The following is an 18,543-nucleotide window of genomic DNA, read 5'->3' as shown; positions in this document are numbered from 1 at the left end:
TCCGGATCGATTCGCGGGGCACATTCAGCATGGGCTACTACCTTTACATCGTACGCACCGAGTCGGGAAAGCCGCGGCGCATCCCGAAGGACGAGCTCGACCAGGCGCTGGCGCGGATGAACGGCAAGCTTGCCTTCCTGCCCGGCAGCGAAGGCACGCAGCTCTACATGCCCGTCCTCGGCGACGAGCGCGACCTCATCGTCTGCGAAGACGAGGAGCTATGGGCGAAGAACCCCGGCGAGCCCCTGGTCGAGGCCATGATCGAACTGGCCGGCCACCTCGGCGCGCGCGTGCGCAACGACGATCTCGAGACCCTGCGCAGCCCGAACGACAGCTACGTGCACCCGGACGACAAGGCCGAGCGCGACGCCGCCATCGCCGCGGCCCGCCGCCCGCCCAGCATGGCGCGTGGACGCAAGGTGGCGACCGGCGTGAAGCTGCTGTTCCTCGGCGTGGTGCTGGTGCTTGCCCTGGTGCGCCACTTCCAGGGGCCCGGCTGATGCGCCGGGCTAGCGTCGTCCGCCGGCCGTCGCTACTGTTTCATTTCGTTAATCTTCTGTAGAATGCCGCCGCCCCGGCGCTTGCCTGCCGTGTCCGCCATAGTCCAAACTTGGCCGAAATGCAAGCGACAGGTGGTATGATGCATTCTTTAACGATTCCCGAGTAGCCGAAGCAAGGTGCGCCTATCCTCCATTAAATTGTCGGGATTTAAGTCTTTCGTCGATCCCACCAATTTCCAGGTGCCTGGTCAATTGGTCGGCGTCGTCGGCCCGAATGGATGCGGCAAGTCGAACATCATCGATGCCGTACGCTGGGTGCTGGGCGAATCGAAAGCCTCGGAACTGCGCGGCGAGTCGATGCAGGACGTGATCTTCAACGGCTCGACCCACCGCAAGCCCTCGGGCCGGGCCTCGGTCGAACTGGTGTTCGACAACAGCATGGGCAAGGCGGCCGGCCAATGGGGCCAGTACGCCGAGATCGCCGTGAAACGCACCCTGACGCGCGACGGCACCTCCACCTACTACATCAACAGCCAGCCGGTGCGCCGGCGCGACATCCAGGACATCTTCCTGGGCACCGGCCTCGGGCCGCGCGCCTACGCCATCATCGGCCAGGGCATGATCGCGCGCATCATCGAATCGCGCCCGGAAGAGCTGCGCGTCTTCCTCGAGGAAGCGGCAGGGGTCTCGAAGTACAAGGAGCGCCGCCGCGAGACCGAGAACCGGCTGTCGGACACGCGCGAGAACCTGCTGCGGGTCGAGGACATCCTGCGCGAACTGAACGCCAACCTGGAAAAGCTCGAAGCCCAGGCCGCGGTGGCGAACCGCTTCCACCAGCTGCAGGCCGACCAGGAAGAAAAGCAGAAGCTGCTCTGGCTGCTGCGCAAGAACGAGGCCGAGGCCGAGCAGAAGCGCTACTTCCGCGAGATGGAAGAAGCCCAGAACAACCTGGAAGAGCAGACCGCCAAGCTGCGCAACGTCGAGCTGGAACTGGAACACCTGCGCCAGCACCATTTTTCGGTGGGCGACCGCCTGCACACGGCGCAAGGCGCGCTGTACCAGACCAATTCCGAGATCGGCAACCTGGAGGCGCAGATCAAGTTCGTGGTCGAGTCGCGCACCCGCCTGCAGAACCAGCTCGGCACGCTGGCGGCCCAGCGCGACGGGTGGCTGGCCCAGGCGGCCGAGTACGAGGAGCAGATCGGGGAAGCGAGCTTCAACGTCGAGGAGCTGGCCGCGCGCGCCGAAGGCGCCCAGATCGCGGTCGAAGCGGCGGGCGAGCGCCTGCCGGAACTCGACGCAGCCTGGCGCGAAGCGCAGCGTAAAGCCGACGAATCGCGCGCGCGCATCATGCAGGTCCAGCAGCGCATCGAACTGTCCGCGGCGCATCAGCGCAATGCCGCGAACATCCTGAACAATCTCGCCAGCCGGCGCGAGCGCCTGCAGCAGGAAAAGAACGGCCTGGCGCCGCCCGACAGCACCCAGCTGGCCAACCTGCGCCTGCAGTTCGAGGAAAAGCAGCAGGCGCTGGAAGAGCAGAGCATGCTGCTGGAAGAGGCGGGCGAGCGCCAGGAGCAGGTCGAGACCGAGCGGCGCGAAGCGCAGGCGGCACTGGCCGCCGAGAGCGCGGCCAACGCCCAGCTGGAGGCGCGCCTGTCGGCCCTGAAGGGCATGCAGGAGCGCGTCCAGGCCCAGGGCAAGGTCCAGCCCTGGCTGCAGAAGCACGAGCTGGGTGGGCTGCCGCGCCTGTGGAAGCAGGTGCAGGTCGAGGAGGGCTGGGAGACCGCGCTCGAGGCCGTGCTGCGCGAACGCGCCGGCGCGCTCGAAGTGTCGAACATCGACTGGACCCGCGCGTTCTTGAACGATGCGCCGCCGGCACGCATGGCGATGTATTCGCCGGCGCCCGCCGCGCCGGCCGCGGCGGAAGCGCCCGGCCTGAAACCCTTCGCCAGCCTGCTGAAACTGAACGACCCCGGCCTGCGCGGCGTGCTGAACGACTGGCTGCACCTGGTGTTCGCCGCCGACGATGCGCAGACCGCCTTCGCGCAGCGCGCGCGCTTGCCGCAGGGCGGTTCTTTCGTGACGCGCCAGGGTCATGTGGTGTCGCAGTCGAGCGTCAGCTTCTACGCCGCCGACGCCGAGCAGGACGGCATGCTGGCGCGCCAGCACGACATCGAGAACCTGGGCAAGCAGTTGCGCGCCCAGGCCCTGCTGCTGGACGAGGCGCGCGCGCGCGCCACCCGCGCCGAGGCTGCCGTCACCGACCTGCAGCGCCGCCTGCAGGACGCGCGCGGCCGCGTCGCCACCCTCACGCGCGAAGTGCACGCGCTGCAGATCGAGGTGGTGCGCCAGGGCGAGATCGAGGCCCGCTTCAGCCAACGCAGCAGCCAGATCAACGCCGACCTGCTCGAGATCGCCGCCCAGGAAGCCGAACAGCGCGAGGTGCAAGCGAATGCGGAGGCCGAGTTCGAGGAGCTCGACATGGAACTGGCCGAACTGCAGGGCAGCCACGAGGATGGCCAGAGCGTCTTCCTGCAACGCGAGGCGGCGCTGGCCGAGGCGCGCGACAAGCTGCGCGAACTCGAACGCGGCGCCCAGGAGGCGCTGTTCGCGGAGAAAACCGGCCGCGCCAGGATCGAGGAACTGCGGCGCAGCATCGCCACCGCCCAGCAGCAGGCGGCCCAGGTGGCGGAGAGCCTGGAGTCCGGCAGGGCCGAACTGGCCGCGCTGGAAGCGGGCACCGCCCACGAGGGCCTGCAGGAACTGCTCGAGCGCAGGACGGACCAGGAAAAGGCGCTGGCCGATGCGCGCCACGAACTGGACCAGGTGGCCCAGCAGTTGCGCCATGCCGAGGAGTCGCGCATGGGCAACGAGCGCAGCCTGCAGCCGCAGCGCGACCGCATCACGGAAATGCAGCTCAAGGAGCAGGCCGCGCGCCTGAACCAGGAGCAGTTCGCCGAGGCGCTGGCCGCCACCGGCGCCGACGAGAAGGCGCTGGCGGAAAAGCTCAATCCCGAGATGAAGCCGCAGTACCTGCAGGGCGAGGTGACGCGCCTGACCAATGCGATTGCCGCGCTGGGTGCGGTGAACCTTGCCGCGGTCGAGGAACTGGCCACCGCCACCGAGCGCAAGCGCTTCCTGGATTCGCAGAACGCCGACCTGAACGAGGCCATCGCCACGCTCGAGGACGCGATCCGCCGCATCGACAAGGAAACGCGCGAACTGCTGCAGGACACCTTCGACCGCGTGAACACCCACTTCTCGGAGCTGTTCCCGATCCTGTTCGGCGGCGGCCAGGCGAAACTGGTGATGACCGGCGACGAGATCCTCGACTCCGGCGTGCAGGTCATGGCCCAGCCGCCGGGCAAGAAGAATGCCACCATCCACCTGCTGTCGGGCGGCGAAAAGGCGCTCACCGCAACGGCCCTGGTGTTCTCGATGTTCCGCCTGAACCCGGCGCCGTTCTGCCTGCTCGACGAGGTCGACGCGCCACTGGACGACGCCAATACCGAGCGCTTCTGCCGCATGGTCAAGCGCATGTCGGAGCATACCCAATTCCTTTTCATCTCCCATAACAAGATTGCGATGGAGATGGCCAATCAACTGATCGGTGTGACGATGCAGGAGCAGGGCGTATCGCGCATCGTGGCGGTGGACATGGAGTCCGCCGCGAACTTCGCACAAGAGGCACAAGCAGCATGACAGACTTCCAAATGAGCTTGATCGCGGCGGGCGGCGTATTCGTCGTCGGCGTCATCACCTACAACAAGTGGCAGGAGTACAAGGCGAGAAAAACCGTCGAGCGCGCCTTTGCCTCCGACCATGACGACGTCCTGATGCGCACCGGCGCGACCGGCGGCGACCGCCAGGAGCCGGTGCTCGACGTCGGCATGCCCGGCGCCGAAGCCGTCGAGCCGAGCTATGGCGCGGCGGCGAATCCCGAGACCGTGAGCGACGTTCCCGTCGCCGGCACGGCGCCTGCCGCCGCACCAGCTGCCGCATCGGCTGCCGCACCAGCTACCGTGTCGTCCGGCGCTGCGGGCGCCGGCGCGTCCGACGCCGCCGAGCCGCTGGCGCCGCTGGCGGGCGCCGCGACCGCGCCTGCCGCCGCCCCCGCGCCTTCGGAAGCGGCCGAGAAGCTGGTCGACCCGCTGATCGACTGCATGATCCCGCTGAAGCTCGAAGGCGCCGCGCGCGGCGACAGGATCCTGCCGTCGCTGCTCAAGCTGCGCCGCGTCGGCAACAAGCCGATCCACTTCGTCGGCCTAGCCGTCAGCGGCGAGTGGGAGCCGATCGTCCACGGCGGCGTTTATACCGAGCTGCAGGCCGGCGTCCAGATGGCGACCCGCACCACGGCCCTGAACGAACTCGAATACTCGGAGCTGGTCACGCGCCTGCGCGCGGTGGCCGACGAGATCGGCGCCGAGCCGGACGTGCCGGACATGATCGAGGTGATGAGCGATGCGCGCACCCTGCACAAGTTCGTTGCCGGCCACGACGCCCAGCTGGGCGTGAACCTGCGCTCGAACGGCGCGGCGTGGGCGATGACGACTCTGATCGGCGCGCTGGAAAACGCCGGCTTCGACGTCGGCCCGAGCGGCCGCTTCGCGATGCCCGACGGCGCGGGCGGCATGCTGTTTACGCTGTCGACCAACGTCAACCTCGGCGCCGAGACCACCGACCGCCTGACCCTGCTGCTCGACGTGCCCTGCGTGGCCCCGGCCCGCGACGGCTTCGGCGCCATGGTCAAGTGTGCGAAAGCGCTGGCGCTGCGCCTGGACGCGACCATCGTCGACGACTTCGAGCAGCCGCTGCTCGACGCCGCGCTGGACGAGATCGCCGGCCAGGTGAAGGACTTCTACCAGGAGATGGAAGCGGCCGACATCCCGGCCGGCTCCACGCGTGCACTGCGCCTGTTCAGCTGAGGCCGCGATGAGCGTAGCGCAGGATTATCTCGGACGCATGGCGTGGCTGGTCAAGGAACTGAACCGCCACATCTACAACTACCACGTGCTCGACGCGCCGACCATTCCCGACGCCGAGTACGACAAGCTGTTCCGCGAGTTGCAGGAACTGGAAGCGGCGCACCCGGAAGCGGTGTCGAACGACACGCCGACTTCGCGGGTCGGTGCCGCGCCCATCCCCGAGTTCAGGCAGGTGACGCACGCGGTGCCGATGCTTTCGCTGAACAACGGCTTCAGCGACGAGGACATCGACAACTTCGACCGCCGCGTGCGCGAAGGACTCGACGCCGGCCAGGTCGACTACGCGGCCGAGCTGAAGTTCGACGGCCTGGCGATGAGCCTGCGCTACGAGAGCGGCGTGTTCGTGCAGGCCGCGACCCGCGGCGACGGCTATACCGGCGAGGACGTCACGGCGAACATCCGCACCGTGCGCGTGATTCCGCTGCGCCTGCATGGCGACGACGTGCCCGCCGTACTCGAGGTGCGCGGCGAAGTGCTGATGTTCAAGCAGGATTTCGAGCGCCTCAACGAGCGCCAGCGCGAGGCCGGCCAGAAGGAATTCGCCAACCCGAGGAACGCCGCCGCCGGCAGCCTGCGCCAGCTCGACGCGCGCATCACGGCCCAGCGCAAACTGCGCTTCTTCGCCTACGGCATCGGCCTGCTGGAAGGCGCCGAGATGCCGCAATCGCATTCGGCGGTGCTGGACTGGTTCGAGCGTCTCGGCCTGCCGGTCTCGAAAGAGCGCGCCGTGGTGCGCGGCTGCGAGGGTTTGCTCGGCTACTACCGCAGTATTGGCGAAAAGCGCGGCGCTCTACCTTACGAGATCGACGGCGTGGTCTACAAGGTCGATCGCGTGGCGGACCAGCGCGCGCTCGGCTTCGTCTCGCGCGCCCCGCGTTTCGCGCTGGCGCATAAATTCCCGGCCGAGGAAGCGCTGACCGTGGTCTCGGCGATCGACGTCCAGGTCGGGCGAACAGGAGCGATCACTCCTGTCGCTCGACTTGTACCGGTCTCGGTCGGCGGCGTGACCGTCACCAACGCCACCCTGCACAACGAGGACGAGGTGCGGCGCAAGGACGTGCGCATCGGCGACACGGTCGTCGTGCGCCGCGCCGGCGACGTGATCCCGGAAGTATTGTCGGTGGTGCTGGAGCGCCGCCCGACGCCGGAACCGGCCGTGTACACGCTGCCGGCCCAGTGCCCGGTGTGCGGCTCGCACGTCGTGCGCGAAGAGGGTGAGGCGGTGGCGCGCTGCTCGGGCGGCCTGACCTGCGCCGCCCAGCGCAAGGAAGCGATCCGCCACTTCGCCGGACGCCGCATGATGGACATCGAAGGCCTGGGCGACCGCTACATCGACAGCCTGGTCGAGTGCAACCTGATCCACGGCGTGGCCGACCTGTACAAGCTCACGCTCGACGACCTGCTGAAGATGAAGCGCCTGGCCGACGAGCGCGATGGGACCACACCCGAGACCGTAAAACAGGGCAAGGTCGCGACCAAGTGGGCCGACAACCTGCTGGCGGCGATCGAAGCGAGCAAGCGCCCGCCGCTCGAGCGCCTGCTGTTCGCGCTCGGCATCCGCCACGTCGGCGAGTCGACGGCGAAGACCCTGGCCGACTGGCTCGGTTCGCTGGCCCTGGTGCGCCGCGCGCCGGCCGCGCTGCTGCGCGTGCTGCCCGACATCGGCGGCACCGTGGCCGAGGCGATCGCCGATTTCTTCGCCGAGGAAAAGAACCAGATCGCGCTCGATGCGCTGCTGGAAACTGGCGTGGCGCCGCAGGGCGAACACGCGCCGAAGGCGGCGCTGCGCGAACGCCTGGACGAGGTTCAGCTGCTCGCCGCGCTCGGCATTCCGAAATTGACCGAGCCGCGCGCGCGCCAGCTGCTCGACGGCCGCACGCTGGAAGACCTGGCCTTCCTGAAGGTGTTCGGCGTGTTCGGCCTGCCCGAGGCCCTGGTGGCCTCGCTGGAAAGCTGGATGGCGGTCGAGGCGAATCGCGAGGCGCTGATGAAGCTGTCGAGCCTGCGCCGCGAACTGCTGGACGCGCTGCCGGAAGAGGCGGCCGCGCCAGAGGGCGCATTGGCCGGCAAGACCTTCGTGCTGACTGGGACCTTGCCGACCATGTCGCGCGACCAGGCCGGCGCCCTGATCGAGGCGGCCGGCGGCAAGGTGTCGGGCTCGGTGTCGAAGAAGACTTCGTATGTCGTGGCCGGGGTTGAGGCGGGCAGCAAGCTGGAAAAGGCCGAGGCGCTGGGCGTCACCGTGCTCGACGAGGCCGGCCTGCTGGCGCTGCTGGGCCAGGCCAACCAATAATCCGCCCCAAGGGGCAGCAGCATGAAGGGGAGCAGCATGACGCAGATTCGCAAGGCAGTGTTTCCGGTCGCGGGGCTCGGCAGCCGCTTCCTTCCCGCCACCAAGGCGCAGCCGAAGGAGATGCTGCCGATCGTCGACAAGCCGCTGATCCAGTACGCGGTCGAGGAGGCGGTGGCGGCCGGCATCACCGAGATGATCTTCATCACCGGCCGCAACAAGCGCGCCATCGAAGACCACTTCGACAAGGCCTATGAGCTCGAGTCGGAACTGGAAGCGCACAACAAGCAGGAATTGCTGGACGTGGTGCGCAAGGTGATCCCGAAGAACGTCACCTGCATCTACACGCGCCAGTCGGCGCCGCTGGGCCTGGGTCACGCGGTGCTGTGCGCGCGGCCAGTGGTCGGCAACGAGCCGTTCGCCGTGCTGCTGGCCGACGACTTCATGGATGCCGGCGGCGGCAAGCCGGTGCTGGCCCAGATGACCGAGCTGTACGCCTACGAGAAATGCAGCCTGCTGGCGGTGCAGGAGGTGCCGCGCGCGCAGACCCGCCAGTACGGCATCGTCAGCGCCTCGCCCTATCGCCAGGACCTGGAACTGGTCTCGAACATCGTCGAGAAGCCGCAGCCGCAAGAGGCGCCCTCGACCCTGGCCGTGGTCGGCCGCTACGTGCTGTCCGGCGCGATCTTCGACTACCTGGAGAACCTGGGAGCGGGCAGCGGCGGCGAGATCCAGCTCACCGACGGCATCGCCGCGCTGATGCAGGCCGAGCGCGTGCTGGCCTACCGCTACGCCGGCCAGCGCTACGATTGCGGCTCCAAGCTGGGCTACCTGCAGGCGACCGCCGCGATCGGCCTGAAACACCCCGAAACCGCCGCCGGCTTCGCCGACTTCCTGGCCCGGCTGGCAAAGGAGGACGGCCATGGCCGTGCGTGAGATCCTGAAGATGGGCGACCCGCGCCTGCTGCGGGTGGCCGAACCGGTGCGCGCCTTCGGCACGCCGAAACTTGCGTCGCTGGTCGCCGACATGTTCGACACCATGCATGCCGCCAACGGCGCCGGCCTGGCCGCGCCCCAGATCGGCGTCAACCTGCAACTGGTGATCTTCGGCTTCCGCCACAACGCACGCTACCCGGATGCGCCGGAGGTGCCGGAGACAGTGCTGCTCAACCCGGTGCTGACGCCGCTGTCCGACGAGATGGAAGAGGGCTTCGAGGGTTGCCTGTCGGTGCCGGGCCTGCGCGGCAGCGTGCCGCGCTATACCCGCCTGCGCTACGAGGGCGTGGACCAGTTCGGCAATCCGATCCGGCGCGAGGCGCAAGGCTTTCATGCGCGCGTGGTGCAGCACGAGGTGGACCACCTGCTCGGCATCCTGTATCCGATGCGCATCCGGGACTTTTCTCGCTTCGGCTACACCGAGGTGATGTTTCCCGGCCTCGATGCGGGAGCGGACGATTGAGTTCTTGTGTATCGAGGATTGTTTGCTTGTTCCTGTCCCTGGCCGCGCCGCTGGCGCAGGCCGATAACCCGTTCACGCTGGTCGAGCCTGCGCCGAAGCGCGAACTCTGGATCGATTCGGGCTTTCTCACGGCCCACTTCGAGCGCGGAAAAGGCCTGAACGGCAACAACAAGGGCCTGGCCGCGGAATACCGTTTCTCCAGCACGCTGGCGGCCACCGTGGGCCGCTTCCACAACAGCGACCGCGCGTGGTCGAACTACGCCGGCGCGATCTGGCAGCCGTATGCGCTGGGCCCGGTGCGCGTCGGCGCGGCGCTCGCGCTGTTCGACGGCTACCCGCGCATGCGCGGCGGCGGCTGGTTCCCGGCCGTGATCCCGACCCTGACCCACGACTGGGAGCGGATCGGCGTCAACGTCGGCATCGTCCCGAGCTACAAGGACCGGCTCTACGGCGGTATCTCTGTGCAGCTCAAGCTCAAGGTGTTCGAATGATGGAGACGACGAACGCGGCATCCGGCCTGCGGGTGGAAGTGGCGGGAGACGTGCTGCTGGTGGTGCCGCCGGACCGCATGACCGAAGCGGCGCTGCGCCTGTGCCAGGACCGCATGCTGGCGCTGGCGCGCGAGACCGGCCTGCGGCGCGTGCTGTACGACGCGCGCGGCATGAGCGCGCCCGAGGCCCATATCGCGCTGATGCAGCAGGAGCTCGACGGCCAGCTCGGCGACCTGAAGCTGCGCCGCGCGATCGTGGTGCCCGGCACGCGCATCGCCTACCTGGCGCGGATCGCCTTCTTCGAGGGCGAGGACCGGGTGTTCTACGACGACGTCGAGGCGGCGCTGGCGTGGCTGCGTAGTTGAATGCCTGGTCGGTATGCGTACCGACCGTGCGACACCGCGCTGCTATCGGCATCGCGGTCTGCGGGCGGTGATCCCGCGTGGGGACAAGTCCCCACCCTACGAAGCTCCGCCGGCCGGGCGCGTCACGCCTCCTTCGGGTAAGGGCTCTTCCCACCCTCCGCGATGAAGCGGTCGATCCGCTCCTTCAGCACCGGCAGCGGCACCGATCCGAGCTGCAGCACGGTGTCGTGGAAGTTGCGGATGTCGAACTTCTGGCCCAGCGCCTGTTCGGCTTTCGCGCGCGCTTCCATGATCGCCATCTGGCCCAGGTAGTAGGACAGGGCCTGGCCCGGCCAGGAGATGTAGCGGTCGACTTCGGTCGTGACCTCGTGGTCCGACAGCGCGGTGTTGGCGCGCAGGTAGGCCTGGGCCTGCTCGCGGGTCCAGCCCTTGGCGTGGATGCCGGTGTCGACCACCAGGCGCGAGGCGCGCCAGGCCTGGTAGCTCAGCATGCCGAATACTTCGTAGGGCGTCTCGTAGATGCCCATCTCGGTGCCGAGGCGCTCGGTGTACAGGGCCCAGCCTTCGCCGAAGGCCGAGATGTACGCCCTGCGGAAGCGCGGCACGCCTTTTTGCTCGAGCGCGACCGGCATCTGGAAGGCGTGGCCGGGGGCGGATTCGTGCAGGGTCAGGGCCGGCAGGCTGTAGAGGGCGCGCGCCGGCAGGTTATAGGTGTTGACCAGGTAGACGCCGGGGCCGCCGCGGCCGGCCGTGTAGTAGGGCGCCTGGTCGTCCGGCACCGGGCGGATCGCGAAGCGCTGGCGCGGCAGGTAGCCGAAGTACTGGCCGGCCTTGGCGTCGAACTTCTTCGCCACCCAGGCCGCGCGCATCAGCAGTTCTTCGGGGGTCTTGGCGTAGAAGCGCGGATCGGTGCGGAGAAAGTTCTGGAAGGCCGCGAAGTCGCCCGTGAAGCCGGTCTGGCGGATCACCTCGTCCATCTCGGCGCGGATCTTCGCCATCTCGGCCAGGCCGATGCGGTGGATCTCGTCGGCGCTCATGTGCGTGGTGGTGAACTCGACGATCTTCGACTGGTAATAGGCCTTCCCGTCCGGCAGGCTCACGGCCGCCAGCACGTCGCGTGCCTTCGGCATGTATTCCTCGCGCATGAAGGCCAGCGCCTTGGCGTAGGCGGGCTGCACATGGTCGCGGATCGCGGCGGCGGCCTGTTCGCGCAGTTGCGCCTGTTCGGCGGCCGGGATCGAGGCCGGCATGGTCTTGAACGGGGTGAAGAACACGGTGTCCTGCGGCTTGGCCTCGACCACCGAGGCCAGCGTGGCGTCGCGCCCCGCCAGCGTCACCTTCGGCGGCGTGAAGCCGCGCGCCAGGCCGGCGCGCATGTTGTCGAGCTGCTCGCCGAAATAGCGCGGGAAGCTTGCCAGCTGGCGCAGGTAGTTGGCGTAGTCCTCGCGCTTGTTGAAGCCCTGGCGCGCGCCATAGGTCACGTCGGTCCAGAAGGCGCTGTCGGCATTGACCGGCTGCTCGTACTCGCGAAAGCGCAGGTCCTCCACGAAGGCGGCGATCTGGGCGCGGTAGACCTGGTAATTGATGCGTTCGCCCGGCGAGAGGGCGGCCGCCTCCAGGGCGTCGAGCTGGCGCAGCACGCCCTGCCAGTGGGCCAGGCGCGCCTGCTGGGTGCTGGCGTCGACGCGCGGCAGTTCGGCGCGCACGCTGCCGCGCGCATCCTCGTCGGTGGCAAGGCGCTCGCCGATGCGCCATTGCCATTCCGCCTTGTAGATGGCTTCGAAACGCGCATCGGCCCCCGGTTTGCCGGTGGCCGCATGCGCGTCGGTGTTCGTCATCATCAGGATTCCTGCCGCGACCATGGCGGCAACCAGCGTATGCTTCATGTTCTCCCCATTCTCTTCTCGATTGCACAACAATTGCTGTTTTGCATTATGTCGTAGAGCATGGCCCGAGGCCACGCTTTTTTCTTTTCGAAAGAAGGCGCAGTGTTTTTTTCGCGTACCGGTATTTGTTTATAAAAATTGTCCACTTAACCTCTATAATCGAGGATCAGCCAGCCAGTTGGCAGGCCTGCGAATTAACAATGACAGCTGACCTGCGAGCATGGATCATCGAGAAGGCGAACGGCCCCGGCGGCCGGATGGCGCCGGCATAAGGAAACAGAGCGACGCGCCTGGGGACGGGCGACAAGTCGACGTGCTGGTCCAGCCCTGGCTGCGGCTGGGCGAGCAACTGACGCCGCTGATCGGCGAGAGCGGGTTTTGCGCGCTCTTCGGCCGGGCGTTGCGTCTGACGAACACGAGGTTCGAATTCCTGGGCCGCTGCGATCCGTCGCGGCCCGTGGGCGACCTGTTCGCGTCCCTGACCAGAACCCTGAACGAGGCAGGACCGGAGCATGCGGGAGCGGCCAACGCCGCCCTGCTTGACACTTTTACAGCGCAGTTGCGGACCCTGATCGGGGACGCGCTGACGAATCAGCTGTTACACGTCGCAACGGATGGCGGGGATGGGCAGAAGCATGAACAGGAGCAGAAGTAAATGAGCGACAAAGTAGCCTTGGGCCTGTTGAGTACCGGAGTGCCGGGCCTGGATGTGCTTCTCGAGGGAGGGCTGCCCGAGTTTTCGTTCAACCTGGTGGCCGGCCCCCCGGGTAGCGGCAAGACCACGCTGGCGCACCAGATCATGTTTTCGCTGGCCACGCCCGAGCGGCGCGCGCTGTTCTTCACCGTGCTGGGCGAGCCGCCACTGAAGATGCTGCGCTACCAGCAGCAGTTTTCTTTCTTCGACGTGGCCAAGGTCGGCCCGGCGATCCGCTACGTGAACCTGGGCGAAACCCTGCGCCAGGGCGACTTCAGCGGCGTACTCGAGCGCATCATGGCCGAGGTCGAGGACTTCTCGCCCTCGCTGGTGTTCGTCGATTCCTTCCGCTCGGTGGTCCAGACCGCCAGGAGCGGCAACGAAGGCCTGGCCGACCTGCAGTACTTCATCCAGGAACTCGGCACGCGGATGACGACCTGGCAGGCCACGACCTTCCTGATCGGCGAGTACATGCACGCCGATCCCGAAGCGAACCCGATCATGACGGTGGCCGACGGCATGTTGTCGCTGACCCAGGCGCACGAGCAGAGCACCGTGGTGCGCAAGATGCGTGTGGTCAAGATGCGCGGCCATCCGCACCTGGCCGGCTCGCACAACTTCCGCATCACGGGCGACGGCCTGCGCGTCTACCCGCGCGTGCTGCCGCCGCTGGCGGCCGACCGCCTGCCGGGCCACCCGGTCGACGGCGAGCCGTGCCGCATCCCGACCGGGGTGCCGGGACTGGACGCGCTGCTGCACGGCGGCCTGCCGCAGGGCCACACCATGCTGGTGGTCGGGCCGACCGGCGCCGGCAAGACCATCCTCGGCACCAGGTTCCTGCAGGAAGGCGCGCGCCGGGGCGAGAAGGGCGTCGCCCTGTTCTTCGAGAAGGGCACGGCGCGCCTGCGCAATGCCGAGCTGGCCGCGATGGTGCAGGACGGCAGCGTCGCCGTGGTCGAAAGCCGCATGCTCGACCTGACCGTGGACGAACTGATCGACGAGCTCCAGGACACCCTGCAGCGCACGGGGGCGAAACGGCTGGTGATCGATTCGCTGTCGGAATTCTCGCTGTTCATGGCGCCCGAGTTCCATGCCGACCTGCGCCAGGCGGTGTTCCGCCTGCTGGCGGTGGTCGCCAAGCACGGCGTGACCACGCTGGTCACGACCGGCCTCGACGACGTCTTCACCGAGCTGCGCTTTGGCCAGTCGAATATTTCCTACCTGACCGACGCGATCGTCGCGATGCGTTATGCCGAAGTGGACGGCAGCCTGCGTAAGTTCATGTCCGTGGTCAAGGTGCGCGGCAGCGGGCACAGCCATGACCTGCGCGGCTACACGATCACCGACGACGGCCTGGACATCGACGAGCACCCGACCGACCTCGACGGGATTCTGACCGGGCGGCCGCTGGCGCGCGGAACGGGCAGATAGGAGATGAGGGAATGTTTCACGAAGACGATAAAAAAGGCTCCATGCAGCGTTCCCTGACTGACGAATCGGCCGCCCCCGGCCAGGACGCCTATACGGCGGCCCTGCTGCGCCACATCGGCGCCCTGGAGAGCGAAGTGGCGCGCCTGCGCGCAGCCGCGCGCGAGAAGGAAGCCCTCGAGCGCAGCGTCGAGCGCCTGCGCGAGGCCAACGAGCACCTGGTGCTGGCGGCGATCAACGCCCAGGGCTCGCGCGACGACGCCGAGGCCGCCAACCGGCGCCAGAACGAATTCCTGGCGATGCTGGCGCACGAGCTGCGTAATCCCCTGGTGCCGATCAGCATGTCCTCGATGCTGCTGGAACGCTCGGCGAACGCCTCGCCCCAGCTGCTGAACTTTTCCAAGGTGATCCGGCGCCAGGTCGACCACATGGCGCGCCTGCTCGACGACCTGCTCGACGCCGCGCGCATCAGCAGCGGCAAGATCACCCTGAACCTGGAGCCGATGGCGCTGTCGAACGCGATCGACCAGGCGCTCGAGACCGTGCTGCCGCGTATCCGCGAGCGCGGACAGCACCTGTTCCTGGACCTGCCGCCCGAGCCGGTGGGCACGCGCGGCGACCGGGTGCGCCTGACCCAGGTCTTCACCAACCTGATCGGCAATGCCTCGAAGTACACCGGCGACGGCGGCAACGTCCACGTCGATGTCGCGGTCGAGGACCAGGAAGTTATCGTCTCGGTGCGCGACAACGGCACCGGCATCGCGCCCGAGGTACTGCCGCACATCTTCGACCTGTTCACCCAGGGGCCGCGCTCGCTGGCGCGTTCCGAAGGCGGGCTGGGTGTCGGCCTGAACGTGGTGCGCAACCTGGTCTCGATGCATGGCGGGACGGTGCGGGCAGACAGCGATGGCCTGGGGCAGGGCAGCCGCTTCGTGGTGCGCCTGCCGCTGTGCGCGCTGGACCAGGCCGCGCCGCCGGCCGATGCGATCGCGTCCGGGCAAGGAGCGGGACGCAGTCGCGTGCTCCTGGTCGAGGATAATGTCGACGCCGCCGAAACCCTGAAGGCCTTTCTCGAGATGGAGGGACACGAGGTCGAGACCGCGCACGACGGCACGACCGGTCTCGCCACCCTGATGGCCCAGGACTTCGACGTGCTCGTGTGCGACATCGGCCTGCCCGGCATGGACGGCCTGGAAGTGCTGGCGGCGCTGCGCGCCTCCGGCAAGGCCGCCCAGCCGATGGCGATCGGCCTGTCGGGCTATGGCCAGGCAGAAGACCGCGCGCGCGCCCTGGCCGCCGGCTTCGACCATTACCTGGTGAAACCGGTCAGCCCGGACGCGCTGCTGGCGCTGGTGGCGGCGCCGCGCTAGCGCCGGCTGGCTCGCCACGCCCCGGCTGGGGCTGACGACTGTTGCTGTTGGTCAAAGCAGCAGTCCCATCCCTGACTAGATTGGAGTTTTGCTCGAACAACGCCAATCGAAAGGGGAGTCATGATTACCAGATATAAGATCACGCTCGGGTCAAAGACGACGACCGGCGGCGAAGTCATTTCCGCCAACTCGCGCTACACCATCCTCGGTGTGCCCGTCGCCTACGCCGACGACTCCGTGTCCTGCCCCGCGTGCAACACGATCGGCGTCATCAAACCCGACGGGCCCCGGCTCAGCGACACCTTCGATGGAAAAGAAGTCGCGTTGAGCGACGACCTGTGTATCTGCACATGCAATCCGCCGCCCCGCCTGGTCGCCAACCAGACCTTTTCCTACCAGCAGCTCGACGCCGACTGGCATGCCGACAAGGCCGCTGCCGCCGCCGTAGCTGTGGCGACGTACAACACGGCCGATAGCAATCCCGATAAGCGGGACGGCATTCCGCTCCTGCTGCTGAACCCGGATACCGAGGAGCCCTACCGGCATCGCCGATACCGGCTGGAGCTCAGGGACAAGGTTATCGAGGGAACGACCGACCAGAACGGCGCGACGAGGCTGCTCACGGCCGACGAGCGGGTGTCGTTCGTCAGGTGGCATGTCGACGACGCGAATGCCTCTTCCTGATCTCATTCGCACGGTCCGCTGTCCATGAGGAACGCCCATGCCGACCACCTACGTCCCTGGTAAGCCCAACCCCGATTTCCCAAGACACAAATACCACGGCATCGCTGTTGGCCAGAACCTCAAACCGGTCAAGGACTGTCGGGTGCATCACTATGTCGGGCCGGCTGCGACAGTGGAAATGGGGATCGCCAGTTACCAGCTGAGCGCCGAGCACTTGTGGCTGACTTTCCAGAGGGAGGCCGAGGACATCGTCAAGCTCGACGGTGCCTTCATCGCGGACGGCACTGAGCGCAACCGGCGCATTAACGCGGCCTACGCAAAACTATGGCTGGCCGACAACCGTTTCCAGTGGGCGGGCCTGGCGGCGTTCGCGTCGAAACAGGTCGGCTGCGGTTTGCTCCATGCGCGACAGCTGGCGGAGAAGAGCCGAGACGAGCTGCGCGCGGTCGTGCACTGGGCAGCCGGCAGCACGGACGCTGCCGGCATGAGCGCAATGCCGGCAACGATCAGGAACAGTGCGGACGACATGGCCGAGCGCCTGGGGTTCGGGAACCTGCATCTCTTTCTCGACATCTATCCGCTGCACCGTTTCTACATGGAGCGCGGGCCGAAGGAGTTCGATCGCTACCTCGCCAACAGGCAGGCCATCGCCAGGAAGGTCAGGTGGGATGTCGGGAGCCAGCTGAAGTTCGGGTTTCCCTTCGGCCAAATCCGCACTGGCTTTGCACAGATAGAACAAGGAAATCTAGCGCGCAGCGTTGAGTTTCTGGCTCGCCATGAACAGGTCAATGTTCTGCAAGTGATCATGTACAACGATCCGCGCATGCAGGACGCACTTGCCAACAACCAGTTAGCTTGGGCAATAGGGTTTCCGTCCGGGGTGTACATGGAGGTGCAGCTTACGCTGGCGGCGCAGTGCAAGGCGAAAGAGGGCTGGACCTCATACTTTCCGCGCTTTAAAGATGCGAAACTCTGGCTGGCGGACGAGCGGATGAAGTTTGTCCTCAAGGCAGCGAAACGTTTCGATGAGTTGTTGAGAAGCAGGGAGCTGCCCTATGTCGAGGAGTCTCTGCGCAAGATTGCCGCAGGAGGGGGCATAGGATGAAGCGGTGGAATCTCGTGCCAATACTGGTAGCTGCTGCGGTTGTGCTCGGGCTCGGCGTTTGGCGGTGGTCGCCCACACCGGCGGTGCCAACCTTGCTGATATTCCGGATTGGCCAAAGTTTCGACGAGGTCGTCAAAGCGTCCACCTACCCCGTGCTGCAACGGTCGGCGGTTCCCGAAGCCGAAACAGGCATGGCAGGCGTTACTGCCGTCACGGAACCGTCGGTCATCCTATGTTTCAACGACCCACAGCATGGGTTCATACTGCCGCCGACAAAGTTTGCGCTGGTCGGCTACACGCAGAATGTCGTTACTGATGCTTCCACTTCACCCATGCTGGACAAACTGCCCTTCGACCAGGCGGTCTCCATCCTCGAGAACCTGCAAAACCAGTTCAAGGCAGGCGGCTGGGAACCCTGGACTGTGGACGGCAGCAAGTGGTTCGACCTGACGCCGGAAGGCAAGAAGCGGCTGTACCAGCGCATGTTCGAGCCGGGCTACAGCCAGTCAGCGGAATTGCGCGTCCCAAAGAAATACGGCATGGTTTTCCGGCTCAAGTGCACGGACGGCTGCTGGCCCGGTGAGAAGCCGCCCAACCTGTTCCTGATCGACGTGGGGCTGAGCCCCGACATCGTTGGGCGGGAGCCGGGCGACCTCCAGGTCTGGAACAAGGCTTTCCCCGGCAACGCGGCGCCGACAGGACCGGCGCGGTTCAGCTGCCCGAATGGCCGCGCCCGCTAGCGTGCGGCAGCGCCAGCCATTCCTCGCGACTCATCTCGTACACCGCGTGCGGGCTGTCGTACCAGCTTTCCTCGCCGCGGTAGCGCATGCCCAGGCGTTGCATCACCCTGGCCGAATCCAGGTTGGCCGGCTTGCAGACCGCGCACAGCAGCGGCGCCTCCAGCGTCTCGAAGGCCCAGCCGGCCATGGCGCGCGCCGCCTCCGACGCCAAACCTTGACCCCACTTGTCCGGCACCAGGCGCCAGCCGATCTCGTGCGGGTTGGCCGGATCGCGGCCCAGGTACTGGATGCAGCCGGCGCCGATCACGCGCCCGGTGCCGCGCTCGACGAAGGCCCACCAGGAGAAACCGTACAGCGCCCAGCGTTCCTTGACGATCTCGATGGCGGCGCGGGTCTGTTCCAGCGTTTCCGGCTGGCCCGAGATGAAACGCATTACTTCGGGCAGGCGGTTCATCGCGTATAGGCCGTCGAGGTGACGCTCGTCGAAGGGTTCCAGGCGCAGGCGGTCGGTCGTCAGTATCGTCATCGTGCGTCTCGTTCGCAAAA

General features: G+C 67.0%; 16 protein-coding genes. 14 read left to right on the top strand and 2 right to left on the bottom strand.

The window, feature by feature from the left end; translation table 11 throughout:
- Nucleotides 1-29 precede the first annotated feature (29 nt).
- The 8 genes from ACFOPH_RS08385 to ACFOPH_RS08350 all read left to right on the top strand — a co-directional run bounded on the left by ACFOPH_RS08385 (nucleotide 30) and on the right by ACFOPH_RS08350 (nucleotide 10,090).
- Entirely contained in the window at nucleotides 30-500 is a 471-nt protein-coding gene (locus ACFOPH_RS08385) for a hypothetical protein (RefSeq protein ID WP_312553227.1), read from the top strand.
- Between the two features lie 177 nt (nucleotides 501-677).
- Nucleotides 678-4,202 carry a chromosome segregation protein SMC gene (gene smc, locus ACFOPH_RS08380; protein WP_379734728.1) on the top strand — a complete coding sequence of 1,175 codons (3,525 nt, stop codon included), beginning with the start codon at nucleotides 678-680 and terminating at the stop codon, nucleotides 4,200-4,202.
- The gene (locus ACFOPH_RS08375) at nucleotides 4,199-5,425 is read left to right on the top strand and encodes a cell division protein ZipA C-terminal FtsZ-binding domain-containing protein (protein WP_379734726.1); all 1,227 of its coding nucleotides are present in this window, start codon (nucleotides 4,199-4,201) and stop codon (nucleotides 5,423-5,425) included. Before smc ends, ACFOPH_RS08375 begins: the two co-directional genes overlap by 4 nt.
- 7 nt (nucleotides 5,426-5,432) lie before the next feature.
- The gene (gene ligA / locus ACFOPH_RS08370; RefSeq protein WP_379734724.1) at nucleotides 5,433-7,778 is read left to right on the top strand and encodes an NAD-dependent DNA ligase LigA; all 2,346 of its coding nucleotides are present in this window, start codon (nucleotides 5,433-5,435) and stop codon (nucleotides 7,776-7,778) included.
- 36 nt (nucleotides 7,779-7,814) lie between these two features.
- Entirely contained in the window at nucleotides 7,815-8,711 is an 897-nt protein-coding gene (gene galU / locus ACFOPH_RS08365) for a UTP--glucose-1-phosphate uridylyltransferase GalU (protein ID WP_312549630.1), read from the top strand.
- Complete coding sequence (gene def / locus ACFOPH_RS08360) at nucleotides 8,698-9,234, top strand: peptide deformylase (protein WP_379734722.1); 537 nt, start codon at nucleotides 8,698-8,700, stop codon at nucleotides 9,232-9,234. Before galU ends, def begins: the two co-directional genes overlap by 14 nt.
- Before the next feature lie 26 nt (nucleotides 9,235-9,260).
- On the top strand, nucleotides 9,261-9,725 hold the full coding sequence (locus tag ACFOPH_RS08355; protein ID WP_312549632.1) for a hypothetical protein: 465 nt from the start codon (nucleotides 9,261-9,263) through the stop codon (nucleotides 9,723-9,725).
- Nucleotides 9,722-10,090: a SpoIIAA family protein gene (locus tag ACFOPH_RS08350; RefSeq protein ID WP_312549634.1), complete on the top strand. Its 369-nt coding sequence runs from the start codon at nucleotides 9,722-9,724 to the stop codon at nucleotides 10,088-10,090. The genes ACFOPH_RS08355 and ACFOPH_RS08350 overlap by 4 nt, the downstream gene beginning before the upstream one ends.
- 122 nt (nucleotides 10,091-10,212) lie before the next feature.
- Here ACFOPH_RS08350 and ACFOPH_RS08345 read toward each other — a convergent pair whose 3' ends face one another.
- Nucleotides 10,213-11,976, bottom strand: a complete 1,764-nt coding sequence (locus ACFOPH_RS08345; protein WP_379734720.1) for a DUF885 domain-containing protein — start codon at nucleotides 11,974-11,976, stop codon at nucleotides 10,213-10,215.
- 313 nt (nucleotides 11,977-12,289) lie between these two features.
- Here ACFOPH_RS08345 and ACFOPH_RS08340 point away from each other — a divergent pair, with 313 nt between their 5' ends.
- The 6 genes from ACFOPH_RS08340 (at nucleotide 12,290) to ACFOPH_RS08315 (ending at nucleotide 17,997) form a co-directional block, all read left to right on the top strand.
- Nucleotides 12,290-12,631, top strand: a complete 342-nt coding sequence (locus ACFOPH_RS08340; protein WP_379734718.1) for a hypothetical protein — start codon at nucleotides 12,290-12,292, stop codon at nucleotides 12,629-12,631.
- The gene (locus ACFOPH_RS08335; protein ID WP_379734716.1) at nucleotides 12,632-14,101 is read left to right on the top strand and encodes an RAD55 family ATPase; all 1,470 of its coding nucleotides are present in this window, start codon (nucleotides 12,632-12,634) and stop codon (nucleotides 14,099-14,101) included.
- Nucleotides 14,102-14,142: 41 nt separating this feature from the next.
- On the top strand, nucleotides 14,143-15,468 hold the full coding sequence (locus ACFOPH_RS08330) for a hybrid sensor histidine kinase/response regulator (protein WP_379734714.1): 1,326 nt from the start codon (nucleotides 14,143-14,145) through the stop codon (nucleotides 15,466-15,468).
- A 120-nt stretch (nucleotides 15,469-15,588) separates the two neighbouring features.
- Entirely contained in the window at nucleotides 15,589-16,152 is a 564-nt protein-coding gene (locus ACFOPH_RS08325) for a PAAR domain-containing protein (RefSeq protein WP_379734712.1), read from the top strand.
- A gap of 37 nt (nucleotides 16,153-16,189) precedes the next feature.
- Nucleotides 16,190-17,257 (top strand): DUF2515 family protein, encoded by a 1,068-nt coding sequence (locus ACFOPH_RS08320; protein WP_379734710.1) that lies wholly within the window; start codon nucleotides 16,190-16,192, stop codon nucleotides 17,255-17,257.
- Nucleotides 17,254-17,997 carry a hypothetical protein gene (locus ACFOPH_RS08315; protein ID WP_312549644.1) on the top strand — a complete coding sequence of 248 codons (744 nt, stop codon included), beginning with the start codon at nucleotides 17,254-17,256 and terminating at the stop codon, nucleotides 17,995-17,997. Before ACFOPH_RS08320 ends, ACFOPH_RS08315 begins: the two co-directional genes overlap by 4 nt.
- Here the strand turns inward: ACFOPH_RS08315 and ACFOPH_RS08310 are convergent.
- The gene (locus ACFOPH_RS08310) at nucleotides 17,969-18,523 is read right to left on the bottom strand and encodes a GNAT family N-acetyltransferase (RefSeq protein WP_312549646.1); all 555 of its coding nucleotides are present in this window, start codon (nucleotides 18,521-18,523) and stop codon (nucleotides 17,969-17,971) included. The two genes, ACFOPH_RS08315 and ACFOPH_RS08310, sit on opposite strands and share 29 nt — an antisense overlap.
- Nucleotides 18,524-18,543 lie beyond the last annotated feature (20 nt).

It is taken from the genome of Massilia haematophila (assembly GCF_042647645.1).
GTDB classification, from domain to species: Bacteria; Pseudomonadota; Gammaproteobacteria; order Burkholderiales; family Burkholderiaceae_D; genus Telluria; species Telluria haematophila.
This window is presented reverse-complemented; position numbering and strand designations above follow the sequence as displayed.